The organism is Knoellia sp. S7-12 (assembly GCF_040518285.1).
In the GTDB taxonomy this organism is placed as follows: domain Bacteria; phylum Actinomycetota; class Actinomycetes; order Actinomycetales; family Dermatophilaceae; genus Knoellia.
The window spans coordinates 1,043,624-1,064,035 of the sequence record NZ_CP155449.1 but is presented as its reverse complement, the minus strand read 5'-3'; the positions used below and the strand labels follow the sequence as shown (position 1 = coordinate 1,064,035).

The window sequence follows — 20,412 nt, the reverse complement described above, 5'->3', positions numbered from 1 at the left end:
GCGTCACCGTTTGGCCGGGGACCCCATAGGGCGATCGCACCAACCAGGAGGAAACATCATGAAGCCAGCAGCACGGGCGCGTAGGCGCGCCTGTCTCACCAGCGGTGCGGCCCTCGCGGTCGCCGCTCTCGTCACGCCTGCAGCGATGGCCGGATCGACGTCGGGGAACCTCCCCAACGGCGCGGCTCTCGCTGTCGGCGTCACCTCCCCCGTCGACGGTGACTCGTTCATCGTCCCGGCGGGCGACACCACCGTGGACGTGCCCCTGTCGGGCACGGCAAGCATCGCCACGGGGGCACCGAACACGAGCTGGATCTATGTCGTCGACGTCTCGGGCAGCACCGGGATCGCCTGCGACTCGACCCGGACGATCCTCACCTGCGAGAAGGCTGCGGTGAAGGGCCTCAACGACCTCGTCGTCACCGACGGCTCGGCCCTCGAAAGCGCTGTCGCGGCGTTCGGCTCGGGCTCGGCGACCGCCGACATGCAGGGAGCAGCGGGCGACCAGCCCTTCACCTCGCCCACCGGGACGGACGTCGACACCGTCGTCGACTCACTTGCGGCGGGACAGATCGGCCAGTTCACCGCCAAGAACACCGGGGGCAGCGGGTCGACGAACTTCGCCGCAGGCCTCGAGGCCGCGGCCACACTCGTCGCCGCCGCGTCCGGCACCCAGGTCAACGTCGTCTTCCTCTCCGACGGGGAGTCGAACGTCGGAAGCATCGCCCAGTTCAATTCCGCACTCGCCACGGTCACGGCCGGGGCGACGATCTATCCCTTCGCCGTCGGCAGCGGGAGCTCGTGTGCTGGGGGCTCGGTCGGCACCCTCAACCAAATGGCCAGCGCGAGCGGCACGACGTGCTTCGGGGTGCCCGACCCGGCGGACCTGCCCGACGTCATCACCAACGTCACAGCGACGACCCTCACGGGGCTGAGCGTGACCCTGGACGGCAACCCGGTGACGTCGACGCCCAGCCAGGCCCTGCCGACGGCCGGACCCGCATCGATCACGTGGACTGCGCCCGGCGACAACCTCGCTCCGGGTCTGCACGAGGTCTGCTCGACGGCCACGGGCATCGGCCCGTCGGGTGATCCGACCGCCACGGGGACGGTGACCCGGTGCGAGAGCTTCTCGGTCTTCGGGTTCGTCCTCACGCCCCCGACCGCAACCAACGAGCTCGGAAGCGACAACGCCCACACGGTCACTGCGACCGTGACGGGTCCTGCGTCCGACCTCGCCGGCCACGAGGTGGACTTCTCCGTCCCCGCCGGACCGAACGCGGGTGAGGCGGGCACGTGTGCGCCGGCCTCCTGTGAGACCAACGCCTCGGGTCAGGTGACCTTCACCTACGACGTCCCGAAGGAGCCGGCCTCGCTCGGCACCGACACGATCTCGGCAACCGCCACCATCCACGGCGACGAGGCGACCCGCACGGTGTCGAAGCTGTGGCGTGACACCACTCCGCCCATCGCGCAGTGTGTCGAGTCGACGAACCCGGACGGCAACGTGCCCGGAGCTCCCGGCAACGGCGGTCAGGGCCAGAACCAGGACGGCTTCTATCGCCTCGTCGCTCATGACGACGTGTGGCCCGACGGTGACCTCGACATCTTCGTCAAGGACGACGGAAGCTCCCAGGTGTGGGGTCCGTTCGCCGTCGACACCGACATCAAGTACGTCGAGGCCAACGGCGCCAAGCCCAGCCAGAAGCCCGGCGCCGGTGTCGTCGAGTGGAACCTCAAGGGAAGGGGTGACGCCGAGGTCTATGCCATCGACGGTTCGGGCAACCGCTCGGCATCGGTGATGTGCCTCGTGCCGAACGCACCCCGGTGAAGCTGCGTCACAACTGACTCAGCAACGCGCACACCGCTCCTCGGCTCAGGCCGGGGAGCGGTGTCGCGTCCGGAACACCGTGGGCGTGAGTCCGGTGCACTGCGCGAAGTGGTGACGGAGCAGGGCGGCACTGCCGAAGCCGACGTCACCGGCGATCTGCTCGATCGACAGGTCGGTCTCCTCGAGCAGCTCTCGGGCGCGCAGGACGCGCTGGTCAGTGACCCACTGGTGGGGAGTCGTGCCCGTCTCGGCCACGAACCTTCGCGCGAAGGTGCGTGACGACATCGCCGCACGCCGAGCAAGGTCCGCGACGGTGTGCGGCTGCGCCAGGTGCTCGACCATCCACGCGAGGATCGGGCTGAGACTCTCGGCCTCGGTCACGGGGATAGGACGGTCGATGAACTGCCGCTGCCCGCCGTCGCGATGCGGAGAGACGACCATGCGACGGGCGATGCGGTTGGCGACGGCCCCACCGTGCTCGGCCCGCACGAGGTGAAGGCACGCATCGACCCCTGCCGCGGTGCCTGCACTCGTGATGACGGTGCCGTCGTGGGCATAGAGGACGTCGGGGTTGACCTTGGCGAGCGGGTAGGTCGCAGCCAGCTCGTCGCTGTGACGCCAGTGCGTCGTGCACTCACGCCCGTCGAGGACTCCCGCGGCGCCGAGAGTGAAAGCGCCGGAGCAGACCGACAGCACGTACGCGCCACGCTCGACAGCGTCCCGCACCACCTGCTTCACCGCTTCAGACGGCGTGTATGCCGCGTGGCTGGCCGGGATGGCGACGAGGTCCGCGTCGGTGGTCGCCTCCAACCCGTGGGGGGCGACGGCAATGACACCGGCATCCGCCCGCAGTGGCACACCCGGCATCTCGGCGCACACTCGGAAGTCGAACGGCGGCACGCCGTCGTCGGTGCGGTCGATGCCAAAGACTTCGGTGAGGACACCGAGTTCGAACAGGGCGACGGGATCCTGCAGGACGACGGCAACGGAACGAAGGGCCATTCCGCCAGTATGGCAGCATCTTGTGCTACAGCGACAGTCCTGCCACTCGTGGCAGTATCTATAGGTGCGTCAAACTCATGCCATGAGCACATTCATCGCCACCATCGCCCCTTTCATCCCCGCACTCATCCTCACGGCCCTCTTCCTCTGGGCCCTCGAGAGCAGCAACCGTCGCCACGGGTCCGCACCCTGGGCGGACGACTACCGCCACCCGGCCGCCCACGACGCCGACCACCGGCGCAGCGCCCACGACATGGACGCCTACGGCCGGGCGGCCTGACGCCGGCCACGAGGATGCGGATTCGGGTCAGCTGTGGTCGCGGCCGATCGCGTAGCCGATCAGGGCACCGATGAGCCCGGCCACGGCATACGGCCCCCACTCCTTGACCGCCGAAGGCAGCGCCACCGCACCAAGGTCGATCGCGTCGTCCACCGGCGGGGTCGGCCGTGGAGTCGGTAGTGGGGTCGGCCGCGGTGTCGCGTCAGGAGCTTCAGGAACCTCGACCGGTTCGGCCACGTCGAACTGGCTCTCGATGCACGCGACGAACTGACCGAGCAGCTTGTCGGAGACGTCCTGCATCACACCTCGCCCGAACTGGGCCGGTTTGCCGGTGATCGCGAGGTCCGTGTCCACCGAAACCCGCGTCGCGTCGCCGTCCGGGGACAGCTGCAGGGTGACCGTGGCGCCTGCCGTGCCATTGCCGCGCTTGTCCTTGCCCTTGGCCTCGATGACGGCACGATGAGCGGACGGGTCGCGCTCCAGGAAAGTGCCGGAACCGGCATACACGAGGGCGATCGGCCCGAGCTTGACCTTGACCGTCCCGGCGAAGCCGTCGTCGCTCGCGTCCGTGACCGTGGCGCCGGGAAAGCACCCACCCACGCGCTCGAGGTCGAGCAGCACGGCCCACACCTCATCGGCGTCGGCCGGCACGGTGAACTCGTGGTGCAGCTCCACGGTCAGCCCCCAGCGGCGGTGAGGACCGCTCGACGGGTGAGGATCGGCGCAAGTGCCCGGCGATAGTCAGCACTGCCGTTGAGGTCGCTCGGCGGGTCCGTGCCTTCGGCCGCCGCCGCGCAGGCCGCACGCACCGACTCGTCCGTCGCGGCCGTGCCGACGAGTGCCGCCTCCACGGCCGACGCACGCAGTGGCGTCGAACCCATGTTGGTCAGGCCGACGCGGGCCTCCGCGATCGACCCACCCTCAACGCGGACCGTCGCCGCGACCGCGACGATCGACCACTGGTGGGAGACCCGGACGAACTTCTCGTAGTGCGCGCCCCACCCGGTGTGCTTGGGGATGCGGATGGCCGTGAGGAGCTCACCCTCACCCACAGCGGTCTCGAAGAGGCCCTTGAAGAAGTCGCTGGCCGCGACCGTCCGCTCTCCCCCGCTGCCCGTGACGACGAACTCGGTGTCGAGTGCGAGGGCGGGTGCCCCGACATCGCCGGCTGGGTCCGCGTGGACGAGGGCGCCACCCACCGTGCCGCGGTGCCGGATCTGGGGGTCGGCGACCTCCTTGATCGCTGCCTGCAGGACCGCGGCGTGGTCGCGCACGAGGTCGGAGGCGAGAGCGTCTGCGTAGGTCGTCATCGCGCCGATGATGATGTGGTCGCCGTCCTCCCTGATGCCGCGCAGCTCCTCGATGCGCCCGAGGTCGATGACCACTTCGGGCGCATTGAGGCGCATTCGCAGAACGGGCAGAAGGCTCTGACCACCAGCGAGGACCTTGACCTCATCGCCGGCCTCGGCGAGTGCGGCGAGGACGTCAGCAACGGACGTCGGGGCCACGTAGTCAAAGGCTGCGGGGATCATTCGCCTGCTCCTTCGGTCGCCGTGCCGGGATCGTCCTGGTTCGCGGAGTCAGCCTGGAAGTGTGGCTGGGCATCAGCCGGTGCCGGTTCGGACTGGTTGGAGCCGGCTGACTGGATCGCGGTCCACACCCGCTCAGGGGTGCACGGCATCGTGATGTCGTTGATGCCCCTCGGTCGCAGCGCGTCGACGATGGCGTTCACGACGGCCGGCGTCGAGGCGATCGTGCCCGCCTCGCCGACGCCCTTGGTGCCGAGCGTGTTCGACGTCGACGGGGACGTCGTGTGGTCGGTGATGAAGCTGATCGTGTCGGCCGATGTGGGCAGCGTGTAGTCGACGAAGGAGCCGGAGACGAGAGTGCCCTGCTCGTCGTACTCGGCGCCCTCCCACAGCGCCTGCGCGATGCCCTGGACGAGTCCGCCGTGGACCTGGCCCTCGACGATGAGCGGGTTGATGATGACGCCGATGTCGTCAACACAGACGTACTTGCGCATCTTCGTCGCGCCCGTCTCGGTGTCGACCTCCATCGCGCACAGGTGGGTGCCGTGCGGGAAGGAGAAGTTCACCGGGTCGTAGGTCGCGTCGGCGTCGATGGTTGGCTCGGCCCCGTCGGGCAGGTTGTGCCCGGCGAACGTCGCGAGTGCCACGTCGGTGAGGCCAATGCCTTTGTCGGTTCCCTTGACCGTGAATGTGCCCTCTGCGAACTCGAGGTCGTCGGCGTTGGCCTCGAGCATGTGCGCCGCGAACACCTTCGCCTTCTCGATGACCCTGTCGGCGGCGAGCACGAGTGCCTCACCACCGACGACGAGCGAACGGGACCCGTAGCTGTCCATGCCCTTGGAGGCGATCTGTGTGTCGCCGTGGAGCACCTCGACGTTCTCGAACGGGACACCGAGCCGGTCGGCGACGATCTGGCTCCACGCCGTCTCGTGCCCCTGACCGTGGGGCGAGGTGCCGGTGATCACCTCGACCGTGCCGGTGGCGAGCATCCGGATGCTCGCCGACTCCCAGCCGCCCGCGCCGTAGTTGAGCGAGCCCAGGACACGTGACGGCGCGAGGCCGCACATCTCGGTGAAGGTCGAGACGCCGATGCCGAGCTGGACGGGGTCGCCCGAGTCGCGCCGCTGCTGCTGCTCTGCGCGGAGCTCGTCATAGCCGAAGAGCTCCTTGGCCTTGGCGGTCGCGGCCTCGTAGTTGCCGGAGTCGTAGGTCATCCCGGCCACGGTCGTGAACGGGAACTCCTCGTGCTTGATCCAGTTCTTCTCGCGGATCTCGAGGGGGTCGACGCCGACCTCGGCCGCGAGCTCGTCCATGAGCCGCTCGATGGCATAGGTCGCCTCCGGCCGCCCTGCACCCCGGTAGGCGTCCACCCAGGTCTTGTTGGTGTAGTAGTTCGTCGTGTTGAACCGGTATGCCGGGAACTTGTAGATCGAGTTGAACATCCACGCGCCCAGCACCGGCACACCACCGCCGACGATCGCGGCATACGCACCGAGGTCGGCCATGAGTTCGACCTTGAGCCCGGTGACCGTGCCGTCCTTCTCCGCGCAGAGGGTGAGCTTCTGCCACTGGTCACGACCGTGGTGCGCGGAGACCATCGTCTCCGAGCGGGTCTCGGTGAACTTGCAGGGACGGCCGAGCTTGCGCGCCACGGCGAGGGTGACGAACTCCTCGGGCGTCGACTGCAGCTTGCCGCCGAAGCCGCCACCGACGTCCGGGGCGATGACCCGGATCTTGGACTCGGGCAGGCCCGTCGTGGCCGCGATGCAGAACCTCAGGATGTGCGGGATCTGCGTCGCCGACCACATCGTGACTTGCTCGCCGGTCGGATCCACGACCGTGGACCGCGGCTCCATGAAGGCAGGGATGAGGCGCTGCTGGCGGTACTCACGCTCAATCACAATCCCGTCAATGCCGGCCTGTCGGATCGCCTCGTCGACGTCCTCGCCGGTGCCGCCCTCCTTGGAGTCGAGCTGCCAGAAGGCGGACTTGTTGGTGCCGAGTGACGGGTGCGCCAGGACCGAGTCCGTCGCTGCTTCCTTGAGGTCGAGGACCGCAGGAAGCGCGTCGTAGTCGACGTCGACCAGCTCGGCGGCATCACGGGCCCCGGCAGCGGTCCGGGCAGCCACGACGGCGACGATCTCGCCGGCGTGCGCGACGCGCTCGAGGGGCATCGGCAGGTGATCCGGCGTCTTCTGGTCGGCCGTGATGGGCCACGCGGTGATGTTGACGCCCTGGATGTCGGCGATGTCGGCGCCGGTGAACACCGCGATGACGCCGGGCGCGGATCGGGCCGCGTCTGTGTCGATGTTGGTGATCGTCGCGTGCGCCAGCGGACTGCGGACCATCGCGAGGTGGAGCATCCCGGCCAACTGAATGTTGTCCGTCCACTTGGTGCGTCCGGTGATGAGCCGCTGGTCCTCCTTGCGGCGCCGGGCTCGCCCGATCTCGGCGGTCTTGGCCTCGGGGCGGTCGTCGACGGCGGTCATGACTGCGCTCCCGCGGTCGCGTCCTCAGTGGCGCCCTGTCCTGCCGCCTGCTGCACGGCCTTGACGATGTTGTGGTAGCCGGTGCAACGACAGAGGTTGCCCTCGAGGCCCACCCTGATCTCCTCCTCGGAGGGATTGGGGTTCTCGTTCAGCACATCGATGGCCTGCATGATCATCCCGGGCGTGCAGTAGCCGCACTGGAGCGCGTGACACTCGTGGAACGCCTGTTGCATGGGGTGGAGCTCACCATTCGTGGCGAGCCCTTCGATCGTGGTGACCTCGTGCCCGTCCGCCTGGACGGCAAGGACGTTGCAGGACTTCACACTTCGGCCGTCGAGATGGACCGTGCAGGCGCCGCAGTTGCTCGTGTCGCACCCGATCACCGTCCCGGTCTTCCCCACCGATTCTCGAAGGTAGTGGACAAGGAGCATCCGTGGCTCCACCTCGTCGCTGTAGGTCGAACCGTCGACCGTGACCGTGATCCGAGTCATCGTTGACTCCTGCTGTGGGCGGGATGTGCGGTAGTTGCGATCCTGCACTGATCCGCCACACCGTGACAAGGTTTCACCGAGATGCACAGGGAAAACAGCAAGGTCAGGCGTGAATCGGGCCCTCACGGTCGGCGAGACGGTCGCCGTGTCCGCCCCACCGCAGCGCGATGATCTCGGCCGCAATCGAGACCGCTGTCTCCTGAGGAGTCCGGGCGCCCAGGTCCAGACCGATCGGTGACGACAGCCGGTCGAGCTCCGCCTCGGACAGCCCGGCCTCGCGCAGCCTCGCCATTCGTTCGTCGTGAGTCAGCCGTGACCCCATGGCACCGATGTAGGCCACTTCGGGCAGCTTCAGGGCAACCTCGAGCAGGGGGACGTCGAACTTCGGGTCGTGGGTGAGAACGCACAGAACGGTCCGGCCGTCGATGCGCCCCGCCTCCACTTCATCGCGCAGATAGGTGTGCGGCCACGCGACGACGACGTCGTCGGCAGCGGGCAGCCGCGCCGGGGTCGCGAAGACCGGACGCGCGTCGCACACGGTCACGGCATACCCGAGGAAGTGGCCCATCTCGGCAACCGCCGCCGCGAAGTCGATGGCACCAAAGACGACCATCCGCGGCTTGGGCGCATAGGACGCGACGAAGACGCGCATCCCTTCACCACGTCGTTCGCCGTGCGGCCCATAGGTGAGTGTCTCGGTGAGCCCGTTCGCGAGCAGCCCTCGCACGTCCGCAGTCACGGCCTCCTCGGCTCGCGTGCTGCCGAGGGCGCCAGTCACGCTGTCCGAACGGACGACGAGTCGGCGCCCGACCCAGCCGGCCTCGGGGTGCTCGACCACCGTGACGACGGCGACCGGACGTCCGGCCTCGATGTCGTCGGCGACGTCACCGAACTCGGGAAAGGTCTCTCGGTCCACCTTCTCGATGAAGACATCGAGTTGTCCCCCACACGAAAGACCGACGGCGTATGCCGTGTCGTCCGAGATGCCGTAATGGACCAGTTCCGGTGTGGCAGAGGCGATGACGCCCTGGCCCTCCTCATAGACAGCGCCCTCGACGCAGCCACCGGAGACCGAGCCGACCGCTGTCCCGTGAGGTCCGACGAGCATTGACGCTCCAGCCGGCCGCGGCGACGAGTTGAACGTCTCGACGACCGTGGCCAGTGCCGCGCTCTCGCCGGCGTCCCACCACTCGCGCAACTCGGTCAGGACTTCACGCATCGGCGACGACCTCCAGCAGCTCGGCAAAGGCCGCCATCGAATGTCCGGCCACGAAGGTGTCAACGTACGGCAGGGCCGCAACGATGCCCTGCTGGACAGGCGCGTATGCCGGGTGCCCGCGATGCGGGTTGGCCCAGACGACGTGGTGCGACAGCGCGTGGAGTCGGCGCATCTGTTCGGCCAAACCCTCGGGCTCCCCGCGCTCCCATCCGTCACTCACGATGACGACGACTGCGCCTCTGGCCATGCCACGCCTGCCCCAACGCTCGAGGAAGGCCCTGACCCCGTCGGCGAGGCGCGTGCCGCCGGACCAGTCAGGGATGACCTGCCCTGCGGCCACGAGGGCCCGATCCGGATCAGGCTGTTGCAGCGCCCTGGTCACGTGGGTCAGACGGGTGCCAACGGTGAAGACCTCCACGGACGCACTGCTGCGACACCACACGTGACCGAGCCGGAGCAACGCGTCGGTGTAGGCACTCATCGACCCCGACACGTCGAGGAGCACCACGACTCTGCGCGCTCGCTCGGCCCGGCGCCGATACCGAATCGGACCCGGCTCACCGTGACGGCGAACCATCTCGCGCAGGGTGCGTCGGGCATCGACTCGCCCCCTCGAGGCAGCAGTCAGGCGATGCGTTCGACGACGTGGCGAGCGGGGCCGGAGGGCGGCGAACATCCCCGCCAGAGCAGCCCTCTCGCTAGCCGACATCGAGGCAATGTCCCTGTGCCGCAGCACTTCTGTTGCACTGGCCACGGCGCGCACATCCTCCGGGTCGCCATCACCGGACTCCTCGCCGGCGTCTCCGTCCTGCAGGTCGGCCATCGACACCGGCGGACGAAGCGGAGCCCGCTGTGCGATGCCGGGCCGCTGGGCGCCGAACCACGCGGCATACACGAGGTCGTGTCTCTCGAGATCGGACGGTGAGCCGCACAGGGTGGCTCGCCCCACGGCATACACGGCTGCTTGGTCCTCGAGTCCGACGGTGGCGACCGCCTGGAGGTAGGTGCGCTCACGGTCTGCGGTGACCGCCACCCCAGCGGCCCTCAGGGCGCGCGCGAAGCCAAGGAGGATCTCCTCGGCGGATCGCGCGACGACGGTCACTTGGAGAGGATCCGATCGAGCGCGGCGCGGACTCGATCGGCGTCCTCGCGATACTTCACGGCCACTCCGAGTGACGCGGCCGCCGACGCAGTGTCGAGCTCGCGGACCCCCAGCTCGTGGAGGGCTCGGGCCCAGTCGAGCGTCTCGGCCACACCGGGCGGTTTGAGCAGCTCAGCGTCGGTTCGCACGGCGTGGATGGCCCGCACGACCTGCTCGGCCAGTGCCTCGGGGACCTCTGGCGCACGCGACCGGACGATCGCGAGTTCCCGCTCGAGAGAGGGGTGTTCGAGCCACTGATAGAGGCAACGTCGCTTGAGCGCGTCGTGCACCTCCCGCGTGCGGTTGGAGGTGAGGATGACGAGCGGGGGCGTCGTGGCGCTCACCGTGCCGAGCTCGGGGATGCTCACCTGCCAGGTCGACAGGACCTCGAGGAGGAACGCCTCGAACTCGTCGTCAGCGCGGTCGATCTCATCGATGAGCAGCACGGCAGGTGCCTCGCGCAGGGCGCGCAGGATCGGGCGCGCCACGAGGAAGCGCTCGTCGAACAACCCGGACTCGACATCCTCGAGGGAGGCCGCTCCGTCCACGGCCTCGACCGCACGCAGATGCAGGATCTGCCGGGGGAAGTCCCAGTCATAGAGCGCCTGGCTCGCGTCGATGCCTTCGTGACACTGCAGCCGGATGAGGGGCACCCCACCCGCCGCAGCCAGCGCCTCGGCGAGTGCCGTCTTGCCGGTGCCCGGCTCACCCTCGACGAGCAGCGGCCGATGGAGCCTGGTCGCCAGCCACGCGATCGTCGCGAGCTCATCTCCGGCGAGGTAGCCGGTCGCCTCGAGACTGGACCGGAGATCAGCAGCAGTGGAGAAGTCCATACGGTGCATCGTCACACGTCTGCGCCTCAGAACGGGATCGGTTCCGGTGGTCGGGGTGGGAAGTCGATGAGGATCTGGTCCCAGGGTCCGGTGCCGTGTTGGAGGGTGGTGTCGAAGTCGATGCGTGGGGGTGGTCCGCCGTAGGTGTTGCCGTTGATGTCGAAGCTGATGGGGTAGGTGCGGGGTTGGGCTTGGTCGGGGCCGCCGAGGAGTTCGATGAGTTCTTCTTCGAAGGTGGAGGGGATCTGGGTGGGGCCTGTGTTGGTGCGCGCGAAGGCGGTGGGGTCGCGGTGGGTGTGGCCGGCGGTGACGAGGTGGAGGTGGTCCACGGGCCAGGTGGTTTGGTGCAGTCCGGTGGGGTCGGTCCAGGTGGCGGTGGCGTCGGGGTGCAGTTTCACGGTCCACCCGTCGCGTTGCTTGATGCGGTGGTGACGCCGACACAGGCAGATGAGGCTCGTGGGGGTGGTGAGGCCGGTCGGCCAGGGTTGGACGTGGTCGAGGTCGCACTGTCGGGCGGGGGTGGCGCAGCCGGGGAAGCGGCAGGATCCGTCGCGTAGTCGGATGAGTCGGGCCATGGCGTCGGGCACCCGGTAGGACTCGCTGAAGTCCACGATGTCTTCACGCCTGGGGTTCCCGGCGGTGGAGCCAGCTGCGGGTCGGGATCTGCTTTGATCCTTCGCCTGCTCTCTCGCGCGGTCTTTGGCTCGTGCTCGGGTCCGGTGGGCACTGCGGGCGCGAGCCTGGCCGCGGGCGAATGCTGCGGGGACGTCACCGTGCACGAGGGCACCGGTGTCGCTGTCGCAGGTCAGGTCCCGTTCCGGGGTCGGAGGTGCCGGTGTTGTCGAGCCAGTCGCGGCGTACGAACGTCGTGCCCGGGGCACCCAACCCGCCGACCTCGACAAGGTCCTCCGCCGCGCCGGTCGTCGCGGCCGCGGCCGCAGCCGTCGGGGGTGCCGTGGCGGGGTCAGCGGCTCCTGTCGCACCGGGCGCTGAGGCACCCGTGGGCTGCTCTTCAGTCGACGTGTCCGTGTCGTTGTCGCTGTCGGTGACGGGGGCAGTGGTGGTGTCGTTGTTGGCGGCGCGGGTGGCGTGGATGACGACCTTGACATCACTGTGTTCGAGGATGAGTTCCATCATCGCGTCGGCCCGGGCCAGCTCAAGCGTGTCGGCTTTGCCTTCACGCACGAGTTGGCGGGCGCGTTCGGTGACGGCAGCCCACGCACCGCGGGCCTGTTCGACCCGGAAGTCACCTCGCCAGTGGTCGGTGCCATGCACCCCCACCCGGCGGGTCAACCCGCGGCGGGCACGTTCGTCCTCAGCGTGAGCGGTCACCGCATCGGGGTCCACCTGGGCGGCGGTGCGTGCGAGCAGTTGGCGCAACGGCCCGACCGTCAACTGGCCCCACACGTCCTTGACCCGGTCCACGACCTCAGCAGCGGATTCCGGCGACAGGAACTCGGTCTCCTCCGTGACGGTGCGGGCCCGCTGCTCATCCAGGTCACCACTGGCCATCGCATCGACCACGGCCGGGGTGCGGGTCAGCTGCCGGATCGCATCCAGGATCCGGTTCGTCGCCACATGCGCCGACACCCCCAACCGGGGTGCTGCCAACTCGGGACCATCCAGTCGTTGATAGCCCAACCCGTGATCCACCTCGGCTGACGTGCCGTCTTCCTGCACGTGGCAATCGCGCGCCGACAGGTGCGCCAACGCCACCGCCTGACGCGCCGACGCCGCATCCTTCTCACGCTGGGCCAGCTCGATCACGTCCAGGAGCTCCTCGGAATCCAACTCAGAAGCAGAAGCGCGCAACGCGGCATACCGGCCCTCCAGGGCGGCGGTCGCGGCGGTGCTTTCCATGACCCAATGATAGTCGAACAGGAGTTCTAGAGTCAAGAATTTCGGACTACGCTGTCGGCTGAATTCCGCACTGGCACAACCCAATTCACCAAGCAGGCACGACAAGTAAGCCCCTCGTCAACCAGGCTAGCAATCGGCACCGAAAGTCGTCGGGGTCAGATGTCTCCGGGCCGGTCAATGTCCTGCCCGGTCGCGAGGTCGCCGCACTCGACCAGCTGCGGACGGTGGCTGTCGAAGTAGGTCCGGGCACCGTGATCGCCGACCGCATGCTGTCGGATCAACCGCCAGTGAGACCGACCGATGAGCACCGGATGACCGGCCCTCCCGTCGAAGGCAGCCCGCACAAGTACCCCGTCGAGGTCACCGTCAACGGAAGCCAGTAACCGCGCGTGGACCGAGGCGCCAACGTCAGGAAGGTCCACGAGCATGAGGATCACGGCCCGAGCGTCAGTCGTCTCGAGCGCTTTGATCCCGCACCGCAACGAGGCACCCATCCCCTCGGCCCAGTCCTCGGCCTCAACCACGAGCCCACCCACTCGCTCGGCGCGCAGCCGAACACTGGGAGCCGAGTGGCCGACGACCACATGGACCTCGCTCACTCCGGCGTCCTGCAAGCCACTCACTGTCGACTCGACGAGCGCGGGGCCGGACGGCGTGAGGCGGAGCAGTGCCTTGGGTCCTCCCATGCGTCGCCCCGCGCCCGCCGCGAGAACGAGTCCGGCGACCCCTCCATCAACCATCCGACCACTCTGCCATCCGACGCAGCTCCGTGTTCAAGTGAACGCTGGATAGGCCCCACTCGACGGCTCGTCATCGGCGGGCGTCCGACAGAGTGAGTCCATGAGCATCACGACGAGAGCAGCCGTCCTGCGCCACTCGACCACGGACCAGCCGTTTGCCGCCTCGACACCTCTCCGGATCGAGGAACTGACGCTGCAGGCACCCGGGCCCGGTGAGGTCCTCCTCCGCATCACCGCAGCGGGGCTGTGCCACTCCGACCTCTCGGTCGTCAATGGCGACCGACCTCGCCCTTTGCCCATGGTGCTCGGCCACGAGGCGGCGGGAGTAGTTGAAGCGGTCGGCCTCGGAGTCACCGACGTTGCGACCGGCGACCGCGTCGTCTGCTCCTACGTCCCCTCTTGTGGCACCTGCTCAGACTGTGCGGGCGGCCACCCCGTGCGCTGCGCAGAGGCCCAGGCGGCCAATCGCGACGCGCGTCTCGTCACGGGTCGACGACCGTTCAGCGACGCATCAGGTGCAGAGCTCCACCACCACCTCGGCGTCTCGGCGTTCTCCGAGTTCACCGTCGTGTCACCGCGCTCCCTCATTCCCGTCCCCGACGACGTGCCCCTCGAGACGGCAGCGGTCTTCGGGTGCGCGGTCCTCACCGGGGCGGGAGCCGTCCTCAACACCGCCGTCGTGCGTCCGGGCGAGGCCGTGGCGGTCGTCGGGCTGGGCGGCGTCGGCATCTCCGCGATCATGGCGGCGGCCCTCGCCGGAGCCCACCCGGTCATTGCCATCGACACCGTCGAGTCCAAACTCGCCTCCGCCAAAGAGGTGGGCGCGACCCACGGAATCCTGGCTGGCGACAGCGCTCTTGAGCAGATCCGCGACCTCACTGGAGGTGGTGTCGCCGTGGCCATCGAAGCCGCCGGGCACCCAGCCGCACTGGCCACGGCATACGCCGCAACGCGGGTGGGCGGTCGTGTCGTGGTCGCGGGACTCCCCCACCCACGTCACCAGATCGAGGTGCCGATCGCCTCGCTCGTCGCCGAGGAGAAGTCGATCCTCGGGTCCTACATGGGATCGTCGGTCCCCCGGCGCGACCTGCCACGACTCTTCGAACTGTATGCCGCGGGGTTGCTTCGCGCGGACGCTCTCGTCACCTCGAGCGCGGTCCCGCTCGACGACATCAACCTCGCCCTGGACCGACTGCACTCCGGGTCCGAGGTGCGTCAGATCATCACCCCTGGCGGATGATCCCGGACTGCGCGCATGACGAAGGCCCCTGACCGGCATACGCCGATTTCAGGGGCCTTCGTGCACGTGGTGGCGGGTGAAGGATTCGAACCTTCGAAGCTTTCGCGATGGATTTACAGTCCACTCCCATTGGCCGCTCGGGCAACCCGCCGTGCGCGTGGAAGGATAGCAAGCCAACGCCCCAACAACGAAACCCGTGTCTGTGCGCGCACCCTTGACCGTGAGCACAGCACCCGATCGAGGAGGAACCGTGGCCGACAGCTCCATGGACATCGTCAGCAACTTCGACAAGCAGGAGGTCGCCAATGCCGTGACCGCCGCGGCCAAGGAGGTCGCCAACCGCTACGACTTCAAGAATGTCGGCGCCACGGTCGAGCTCTCCGGTGAGTCGATCGCCATGCAGGCCAACTCGGAAGAGCGCGTCCTCGCCATCCTCGACGTCGTCCAGACGTGGCTGGTCAAGCGCAAGGTCTCGCTCAAGCACCTCGACGTGCCCGAGGCCGGCCCGCGCCTGTCCGGCAAGGAATACAAGCTCGACGTGGCGCTCAAGCAGGGCATCTCGCAGGAGAACGCCAAGAAGGTCAACAAGCTCATCCGCGACGAAGGCCCCAAGGGCGTGAAGTCACAGATCCAGGGCGAGGAGCTGCGCGTGTCGAGCAAGTCGCGCGATGACCTGCAGGCGGTCCAGCGGATGCTCACCGCAGCCGACCTCGACGTCGCGCTGCAGTTCACGAACTACCGCTGACGACGAGGTGACCGTGCCCGGCGAGGCAGGACCGCCCACCCTGAGTCTCAGTTCGGGCGAGCAGGTCCTGGACGCACTCAGGGCTGCCGCCCGGTTCTGCGGGCCGCACGAGCTGCCCGCGATCGTCGCCGAGCACGCGCGGCTCCTTGGTGTGAGCGATGCGACCATCCACTTGGTCGACCTCCAGCAGCTGACCCTCACACCGTTCCACGGACCGGTGGTGGCCGGCGCGAAGCATGAGCCCGCCCCACTCGACATCGACTCCACAATCGCCGGTCGCGCCTACCAGCACAGCGTTGTCCTCGTCGCACCGTCCTCACCGGAACACGGATCGGGTACCACCGTCTGGCTGCCCCTGTGCGAAAGCGCGGATCGGATCGGTGTGCTTTCGGTCGTTTTCGACGACGTGGATGGGGTGGGGGAACCCGACCCCGTGCTCGCCACCTGGCTGCACCGACTTGCCGCCCTCGTCGGCGAGCTCGTCGCGCTCAAGAAGAGATACGGCGACAGCATCGTCATGGCCCGCCGCTCGACCGAGGTCGACCTCGCGGCGGAGATCCAGTGGGGGTTGTTGCCACCCTTGACCTTCGGGTCGCGAGACGTCTCCGTCGCGGCCGTCCTGGAACCGGCCTACGACGTGGCTGGGGATTCCGTGGACTATGCCGTGGACACCGACATCGTCCGCCTCGGCGTCTTCGACGGGATGGGCCACGGGCTGCAGAGCGCCCAGCTCGCTTCGCTCGCCGTCGAGAGCTACCGCAACGCGCGCCGCGCGGGACGCTCGCTGACGGAGACAGCAGCCGCGATCGACCAAGCCATCGAGCGGGGATTCTCCGAGTGCTTCACCACGGCCGTCCTGGCGGAGCTGTGCACGAGCACCGGCGAGCTGTCGTGGATCAGCGCGGGCCACCCCGCGCCCCTGCTCCTGCGCTCGGGCCGAGTCGTGCGCACCCTGCACGTGGACCCTGGACTCCCCTTCGGTCTGGGCCTGCCAGACACGGACCACCACTACCCCGTCCAGAGTGAACAGCTCGAATCCGGGGACCAGGTGCTCTTCCTCACCGACGGCGTCCTCGATGCGCGGTCGCCGTCGGGGGACCACTTCGGGGTCGAACGCCTCGCTGACCTCCTCTCCCACAACATTGCTGCCAGCCTCTCGCCGGCGGAGTCAATGCGGCGGGTCGGTCGCGCGCTGCTGCAGCATCAGGAAGCTCGCCTCACCGACGACGCGACGATGCTGCTGATGGAGTGGCCCGGCCACCAACCCGGTCTGACGTCGGCTGAGGTTCAGGCCCTCCCCTGGCCGGAGGCACCAAGGGTGTGAAGTCGCAGATCCACGGCGTATGCCGCCGTGTCCCAGGAAGTGGGGCACGGCGGCATACGCCGTTCTTGGTCTTTGGCTCAGGGCATGCCGTGGTCCACCGGTAGGTCCCCCGCTCCGGTGCCCCAGTTGCGGTTCGGCTGCTCCGCGAGGGCGAACTTGATCTCTCCCCCTTCGTTCAGCAAGGACGCGGGCACCCACGACCGGCTCCAAGGTGCACCGTCCACGGTGACCGACCGGACGTAGACATTGGACGGCGAGGCGTCTGGAGCGGTCACGGTGATGGTCGGACCGCCCTCACGTCGGATCGTCGCCTTGGTGAACATCGGGCTCGACAGCAACATGTCACCCCGGCTCGGTGTCTGTGGATACATCCCCAGCGCGCCCCAGATGTACCACGCGGACATGGTGCCGAGGTCGTCGTTGCCGGGCAGTCCTCGTGGACCGGTGCCGTAGACGAGGTCCATGTAGGCACGCACGGTCTGCTGGGTCTTCCACGGCTGGCCGAGCGCGTTGTAGAGCCACGGGGTGTGGATGCCTGGCTCGTTGGTGGGGTCGTAGTCCTCCGGACCGCCGGTGGTCCAGGAGCCGTCGGGTCGACGGAAGAACTCGTCGAGCCGCGCCACCGCCGTAGCGGGACCGCCCATCAGCTGGGCGAGTCGAGCCACGTCGTGCTGGACCATCCAGGTGTAGGTCGCCGCGGAGCCCTGCGCGAAGCCCACCTGCGTGCCGGGGCTGAACGGTTCGACCCACGACCCGTCCGCGCGGCGGGCCTGTTGGTAGCCCGCGGTGGGGGTGGCGGCCGGGTTGAAGGTGCTCTCCCACCACCGGGCCCGCGCGGCGAAGGTCGCTGACGTCTCGTCGCGGCCCAGCCGTCGCGCCCAGTCGGCCAGACCGTAGTCAGCGGCGGCGTCCTCGAGCGTCTCCGCGGCTCCACCCCAGCAGTGGCAGTTGTCCTGGGGCGCATAGTGCAGCCGGAGGTACTCCGCCAGGTTGGGCCGCATCCCGTGGCACTGGCCGGGGCAGCCGTAGTCGGAAAGCCCGTTGGGGTGCGGCACGGTGGCCTGGCGAACCAACGAGTCGAAGGCCGCTTCGACCTCGAAGTTGTCCACGCCTAACGCGTGCATGCCTGCCAGGGTCGGTGCACTCGGGTCTCCGGTCATCACCCGGGTCGATCCGTTGACGTGGACCCAGCGGTCCCACACGCCTCCGTTGTGGCGTGACAGGTTGAGCAGGGACTGGGCGAAGTCGCCAGCCACGTCCGGCTCGAGCAGGGCGAGCAGCTGGGTCTGGGCGCGGTACTGGTCCCAGCCGGAGAAGTTCCCGTACTGCTCCTCCTGGCCCGGCGCCAGCTGATGGGTCTTCTGGTCTCCGCCCGGGTATGTGCCGGCCACGTCGCTGGTGATGTTGGGCTGGAGGTACGTGTGGTACATGGCGGTGTAGAAGGTGGTGCGCTTCTCGGGGGTGCCGCCGGTCACGTCGATGCCGCGCAGCTGCTTGTTCCAGACACGGCGACCGTCAGCGGCCACCTTCTCGACGGTCGACCGTTTGTCCAGCTCCGCCGCCAGGTTTTCCTCGGCGGCTCGGGCGCTGGTGTAGGAGAGGCCGATCCGCATGGTCACCGGGTCGCTGCTCGAGGTGTCGAAGCCGACGTAGCCGCCCGACCCGCGTCCGGCGCGCAGGGCCCCGGTCTCGTATCCCTCGCCGCCGCTGGCGCTGGTCGTGCCTGGACGGAGCTGGTCGTTCACCCAGGTCCCCGTGCGGACGAAGTCGCGATCGAACTTTGCGGTGAAGTGGAGCCGGTAGTACGAGACCTTGTTGCTGCCACCACCATTGCCCCGTCGCCCACAGAAGCCACCGGTCAGCACCGACCCCGACACGGTCCTGGCCGCCGGGTCGATGGAGACCTCGGCGTCCTCGCTGCCGTTGAGCGAGTTGGAGGTCCGGAAGAGCAGGTTGGCGGGTGCGCCCTGCGGGAAGCCGATCGTCCCGATGCCCGCCCGGGTGGTCGCCGTGAAGTCGGTGGCCGCACCGTTGGCGAGTCGCAGCCGGTAACGACCCGGCTCGGCGATCTCGTCGGCATGGCTGAAGTCGCTGGCGTAGACGGCGTCCTTGGTGTCAGCAGACGGAGAGGTGGTCATTGCGCCGACGTGCGGGAAGATCGGCACGTCCCCTGCTGCCCCGGGGTGGCAGCCCGCCCCGTTGACGTGGGTCAGCGCGAAGCCGCGAAGTCGCGTGGTGTCGTACTGGTAGCCGTTGGCGGCCCCCGTGTCGGTCTGGTCGCCGCGCGTGCTCGTCGGTGACCACGACAGCATCCCGAACGGCCGCACAGCCCCCGGGTAGGTGTTGCCACCGTTTGCGGTCCCGATCAGCGGGTCCACAGAGGAGACCACGTCGCGCTGGTGCGGTTTCTGCGTGGCTTGCGCTTGGTTGGATCCAGGGTCCGGGGGTGCCGCCGCGGCCACCGGAACCAGGGCAACGACGGCGAGGAGCCCAGTGGCCAGCAAGGTCTGGCGGGTGGAGCGTCGACCGGACATGTGTGTCCCTTTCCGAGAGGCTTGCCGCCCCCGGTGAGAGGGGACCGGAGTGAATCCTGATGCCACATCACACCACCCCTCGAGCCAAGACAGCCGCCGTGTCTCCCGACTGAATGGGAGGCCACCCCTCGACCAACAGCCGCTGAAGAAGCTGCGCCTTTTCCCCCTCCCCGATTCCTGCCATGTCAGCTCTGGCGAATCGGTCCACTTCTGGTTACGCTCCAGTAACCCACGTCGACGTGGTCCCCTCGGATCGAACAATGGAGTTCAGATGCGTCGTTCTGCCCTCGGATTCGCTGCGCTCGCCAGCGCCGCTGCAGCCACCCTCGCCCTCGGCCTCGCCGCACCTGCCCAGGCCGCGAAGCCCGCGCCCCAGGTGCCAGCCGGCCCCTATGTCGCTCTCGGCGACAGCTTCTCCGCCGGCTCGGGCGTCCTCCCCCTGAGCGCCACCGCCAACCCGCTGTGCGCCCAGTCCGCCGTCAACTACCCGCACCTCATTGCTCAGCGCACGGGCCGAACGCTCAAGGACGTGACCTGCGGCGGCGCCGACACCGGCGACTTCTACGCCGCCCAGTACCCCGGGACGCCCGCTCAGCTCTCCGCCCTCAGCTCGGAAGCACGACTCGTCACCATCGGCATCGGGGGCAACGACTCGAGTCTCTTCTCGAGCCTGATCCAGAACTGCATCACTGCTGGCCTGTCCACGCTCGGGACGGGCAGCCCCTGCAAGAACAAGTACGGCACGAGCTTCGAGACCACCGTCCTCACCAAGACCTATCCGGCCGTGAAGAAGGCGATCGCCGACGCGAAGGCCAGGGCGCCCAGGGCGACCATCGTGGTCCCCGGCTATCCCCAGGTGCTTCCTCCCACGAGGGGTTGCTACGTCGCCATGCCCATCGCTTCCGGAGACGTGCCCTATGTCAACGGCATCGAGCAGACGCTCAACGCCGTGGTGAAGCAGGCCGCCCTCGAGAACGGCGCCACGTTCGTCGACATGTGGGCGCCGTCAGCGGGGCGCGACGCGTGCCAGCTGCCGTGGGTGCGTTGGGTTGAGCCGGCCGTCGGCTCGCTGAACTTCGTCCCGATCCACCCCAATGCTGCGGGTGAGCGCGCCTACGCCGACCAGATCATGGCGAAGGTCAACCTCTGAGCGC

The 20,412-nt window shown here is 68.5% G+C and carries 18 protein-coding genes and 1 tRNA gene; 6 read left to right on the top strand and 13 right to left on the bottom strand.

Features of this window, described 5'->3' with window-relative positions; genetic code table 11:
- The first annotated feature begins 58 nt into the window (after window positions 1–58).
- On the top strand, window positions 59–1,831 hold the full coding sequence (locus V6K52_RS05070) for a hypothetical protein (RefSeq protein WP_353952807.1): 1,773 nt from the start codon (window positions 59–61) through the stop codon (window positions 1,829–1,831).
- 45 nt (window positions 1,832–1,876) lie between these two features.
- Here the strand turns inward: V6K52_RS05070 and V6K52_RS05065 are convergent, their stop codons facing one another.
- Entirely contained in the window at window positions 1,877–2,833 is a 957-nt protein-coding gene (locus V6K52_RS05065; RefSeq protein ID WP_353952806.1) for a helix-turn-helix domain-containing protein, read from the bottom strand.
- Between the two features lie 82 nt (window positions 2,834–2,915).
- On the opposite strand from V6K52_RS05065, the gene V6K52_RS05060 reads away from it, so the two are divergent.
- Window positions 2,916–3,113 (top strand): hypothetical protein, encoded by a 198-nt coding sequence (locus tag V6K52_RS05060; RefSeq protein WP_353952805.1) that lies wholly within the window; start codon window positions 2,916–2,918, stop codon window positions 3,111–3,113.
- A gap of 27 nt (window positions 3,114–3,140) precedes the next feature.
- Here V6K52_RS05060 and V6K52_RS05055 read toward each other — a convergent pair whose 3' ends face one another.
- The 10 genes from V6K52_RS05055 to V6K52_RS05010 all read right to left on the bottom strand — a co-directional run bounded on the left by V6K52_RS05055 (window position 3,141) and on the right by V6K52_RS05010 (window position 13,415).
- Complete coding sequence (locus V6K52_RS05055; protein ID WP_353952804.1) at window positions 3,141–3,788, bottom strand: SRPBCC family protein; 648 nt, start codon at window positions 3,786–3,788, stop codon at window positions 3,141–3,143.
- A gap of 2 nt (window positions 3,789–3,790) precedes the next feature.
- A complete protein-coding gene (locus tag V6K52_RS05050; protein ID WP_353952803.1) occupies window positions 3,791–4,645 on the bottom strand; it encodes a xanthine dehydrogenase family protein subunit M in 855 nt (284 codons plus the stop codon).
- Window positions 4,642–7,131, bottom strand: coding sequence for a xanthine dehydrogenase family protein molybdopterin-binding subunit (locus tag V6K52_RS05045; protein ID WP_353952802.1), 2,490 nt, complete (start codon window positions 7,129–7,131; stop codon window positions 4,642–4,644). The genes V6K52_RS05050 and V6K52_RS05045 overlap by 4 nt, the downstream gene beginning before the upstream one ends.
- The gene (locus tag V6K52_RS05040) at window positions 7,128–7,622 is read right to left on the bottom strand and encodes a (2Fe-2S)-binding protein (protein ID WP_353952801.1); all 495 of its coding nucleotides are present in this window, start codon (window positions 7,620–7,622) and stop codon (window positions 7,128–7,130) included. The genes V6K52_RS05045 and V6K52_RS05040 overlap by 4 nt, the downstream gene beginning before the upstream one ends.
- 103 nt (window positions 7,623–7,725) lie before the next feature.
- A complete protein-coding gene (locus tag V6K52_RS05035) occupies window positions 7,726–8,841 on the bottom strand; it encodes an XdhC family protein (protein WP_353952800.1) in 1,116 nt (371 codons plus the stop codon).
- A complete protein-coding gene (locus tag V6K52_RS05030; RefSeq protein ID WP_353952799.1) occupies window positions 8,834–9,943 on the bottom strand; it encodes a VWA domain-containing protein in 1,110 nt (369 codons plus the stop codon). The genes V6K52_RS05035 and V6K52_RS05030 overlap by 8 nt, the downstream gene beginning before the upstream one ends.
- Window positions 9,940–10,815, bottom strand: coding sequence for a MoxR family ATPase (locus V6K52_RS05025; protein ID WP_353953720.1), 876 nt, complete (start codon window positions 10,813–10,815; stop codon window positions 9,940–9,942). Before V6K52_RS05025 ends, V6K52_RS05030 begins: the two co-directional genes overlap by 4 nt.
- A gap of 26 nt (window positions 10,816–10,841) precedes the next feature.
- Window positions 10,842–11,426 carry an HNH endonuclease signature motif containing protein gene (locus V6K52_RS05020; RefSeq protein WP_353952798.1) on the bottom strand — a complete coding sequence of 195 codons (585 nt, stop codon included), beginning with the start codon at window positions 11,424–11,426 and terminating at the stop codon, window positions 10,842–10,844.
- 157 nt (window positions 11,427–11,583) lie between these two features.
- Window positions 11,584–12,675 (bottom strand): DUF222 domain-containing protein, encoded by a 1,092-nt coding sequence (locus V6K52_RS05015; protein WP_353952797.1) that lies wholly within the window; start codon window positions 12,673–12,675, stop codon window positions 11,584–11,586.
- Between the two features lie 155 nt (window positions 12,676–12,830).
- A complete protein-coding gene (locus V6K52_RS05010) occupies window positions 12,831–13,415 on the bottom strand; it encodes a nucleotidyltransferase family protein (RefSeq protein WP_353952796.1) in 585 nt (194 codons plus the stop codon).
- Between the two features lie 100 nt (window positions 13,416–13,515).
- Here V6K52_RS05010 and V6K52_RS05005 point away from each other — a divergent pair, with 100 nt between their 5' ends.
- The gene (locus tag V6K52_RS05005) at window positions 13,516–14,655 is read left to right on the top strand and encodes a zinc-binding dehydrogenase (RefSeq protein WP_353952795.1); all 1,140 of its coding nucleotides are present in this window, start codon (window positions 13,516–13,518) and stop codon (window positions 14,653–14,655) included.
- Window positions 14,656–14,722: 67 nt separating this feature from the next.
- Here V6K52_RS05005 and V6K52_RS05000 read toward each other — a convergent pair.
- Window positions 14,723–14,806: transfer RNA gene (locus V6K52_RS05000), tRNA-Tyr, on the bottom strand.
- Between the two features lie 99 nt (window positions 14,807–14,905).
- On the opposite strand from V6K52_RS05000, the gene V6K52_RS04995 reads away from it, so the two are divergent.
- A complete protein-coding gene (locus tag V6K52_RS04995; protein ID WP_353952794.1) occupies window positions 14,906–15,400 on the top strand; it encodes a YajQ family cyclic di-GMP-binding protein in 495 nt (164 codons plus the stop codon).
- 13 nt (window positions 15,401–15,413) lie between these two features.
- Window positions 15,414–16,724, top strand: coding sequence for a PP2C family protein-serine/threonine phosphatase (locus tag V6K52_RS04990; protein WP_353952793.1), 1,311 nt, complete (start codon window positions 15,414–15,416; stop codon window positions 16,722–16,724).
- Window positions 16,725–16,801: 77 nt separating this feature from the next.
- Here the strand turns inward: V6K52_RS04990 and V6K52_RS04985 are convergent, their stop codons facing one another.
- Window positions 16,802–19,258: a GH92 family glycosyl hydrolase gene (locus V6K52_RS04985; protein ID WP_353952792.1), complete on the bottom strand. Its 2,457-nt coding sequence runs from the start codon at window positions 19,256–19,258 to the stop codon at window positions 16,802–16,804.
- A 271-nt stretch (window positions 19,259–19,529) separates the two neighbouring features.
- Here V6K52_RS04985 and V6K52_RS04980 point away from each other — a divergent pair, with 271 nt between their 5' ends.
- Entirely contained in the window at window positions 19,530–20,408 is an 879-nt protein-coding gene (locus V6K52_RS04980) for an SGNH/GDSL hydrolase family protein (RefSeq protein WP_353952791.1), read from the top strand.
- Window positions 20,409–20,412: the final 4 nt, after the last annotated feature.

What these genes read in the sequence shown, in the direction of transcription:
- V6K52_RS05065 (WP_353952806.1), bottom strand. Translation starts at nt 2,833, where the DNA reads ATGGCCCTTCGTTCCGTTGCCGTCGTCCTGCAGGATCCCGTCGCCCTG.
- V6K52_RS05045 (WP_353952802.1), bottom strand. Translation starts at nt 7,131, where the DNA reads ATGACCGCCGTCGACGACCGCCCCGAGGCCAAGACCGCCGAGATCGGG.
- V6K52_RS05040 (WP_353952801.1), bottom strand. Translation starts at nt 7,622, where the DNA reads ATGACTCGGATCACGGTCACGGTCGACGGTTCGACCTACAGCGACGAG.
- V6K52_RS05015 (WP_353952797.1), bottom strand. Translation starts at nt 12,675, where the DNA reads ATGGAAAGCACCGCCGCGACCGCCGCCCTGGAGGGCCGGTATGCCGCG.
- V6K52_RS04980 (WP_353952791.1), top strand. Translation starts at nt 19,530, where the DNA reads ATGCGTCGTTCTGCCCTCGGATTCGCTGCGCTCGCCAGCGCCGCTGCA.
- V6K52_RS05005 (WP_353952795.1), top strand. Translation starts at nt 13,516, where the DNA reads ATGAGCATCACGACGAGAGCAGCCGTCCTGCGCCACTCGACCACGGAC.
- V6K52_RS05070 (WP_353952807.1), top strand. Translation starts at nt 59, where the DNA reads ATGAAGCCAGCAGCACGGGCGCGTAGGCGCGCCTGTCTCACCAGCGGT.
- V6K52_RS04985 (WP_353952792.1), bottom strand. Translation starts at nt 19,258, where the DNA reads ATGTCCGGTCGACGCTCCACCCGCCAGACCTTGCTGGCCACTGGGCTC.
- V6K52_RS05060 (WP_353952805.1), top strand. Translation starts at nt 2,916, where the DNA reads ATGAGCACATTCATCGCCACCATCGCCCCTTTCATCCCCGCACTCATC.
- V6K52_RS05025 (WP_353953720.1), bottom strand. Translation starts at nt 10,815, where the DNA reads ATGGACTTCTCCACTGCTGCTGATCTCCGGTCCAGTCTCGAGGCGACC.
- V6K52_RS05050 (WP_353952803.1), bottom strand. Translation starts at nt 4,645, where the DNA reads ATGATCCCCGCAGCCTTTGACTACGTGGCCCCGACGTCCGTTGCTGAC.
- V6K52_RS05010 (WP_353952796.1), bottom strand. Translation starts at nt 13,415, where the DNA reads ATGGTTGATGGAGGGGTCGCCGGACTCGTTCTCGCGGCGGGCGCGGGG.
- V6K52_RS05035 (WP_353952800.1), bottom strand. Translation starts at nt 8,841, where the DNA reads ATGCGTGAAGTCCTGACCGAGTTGCGCGAGTGGTGGGACGCCGGCGAG.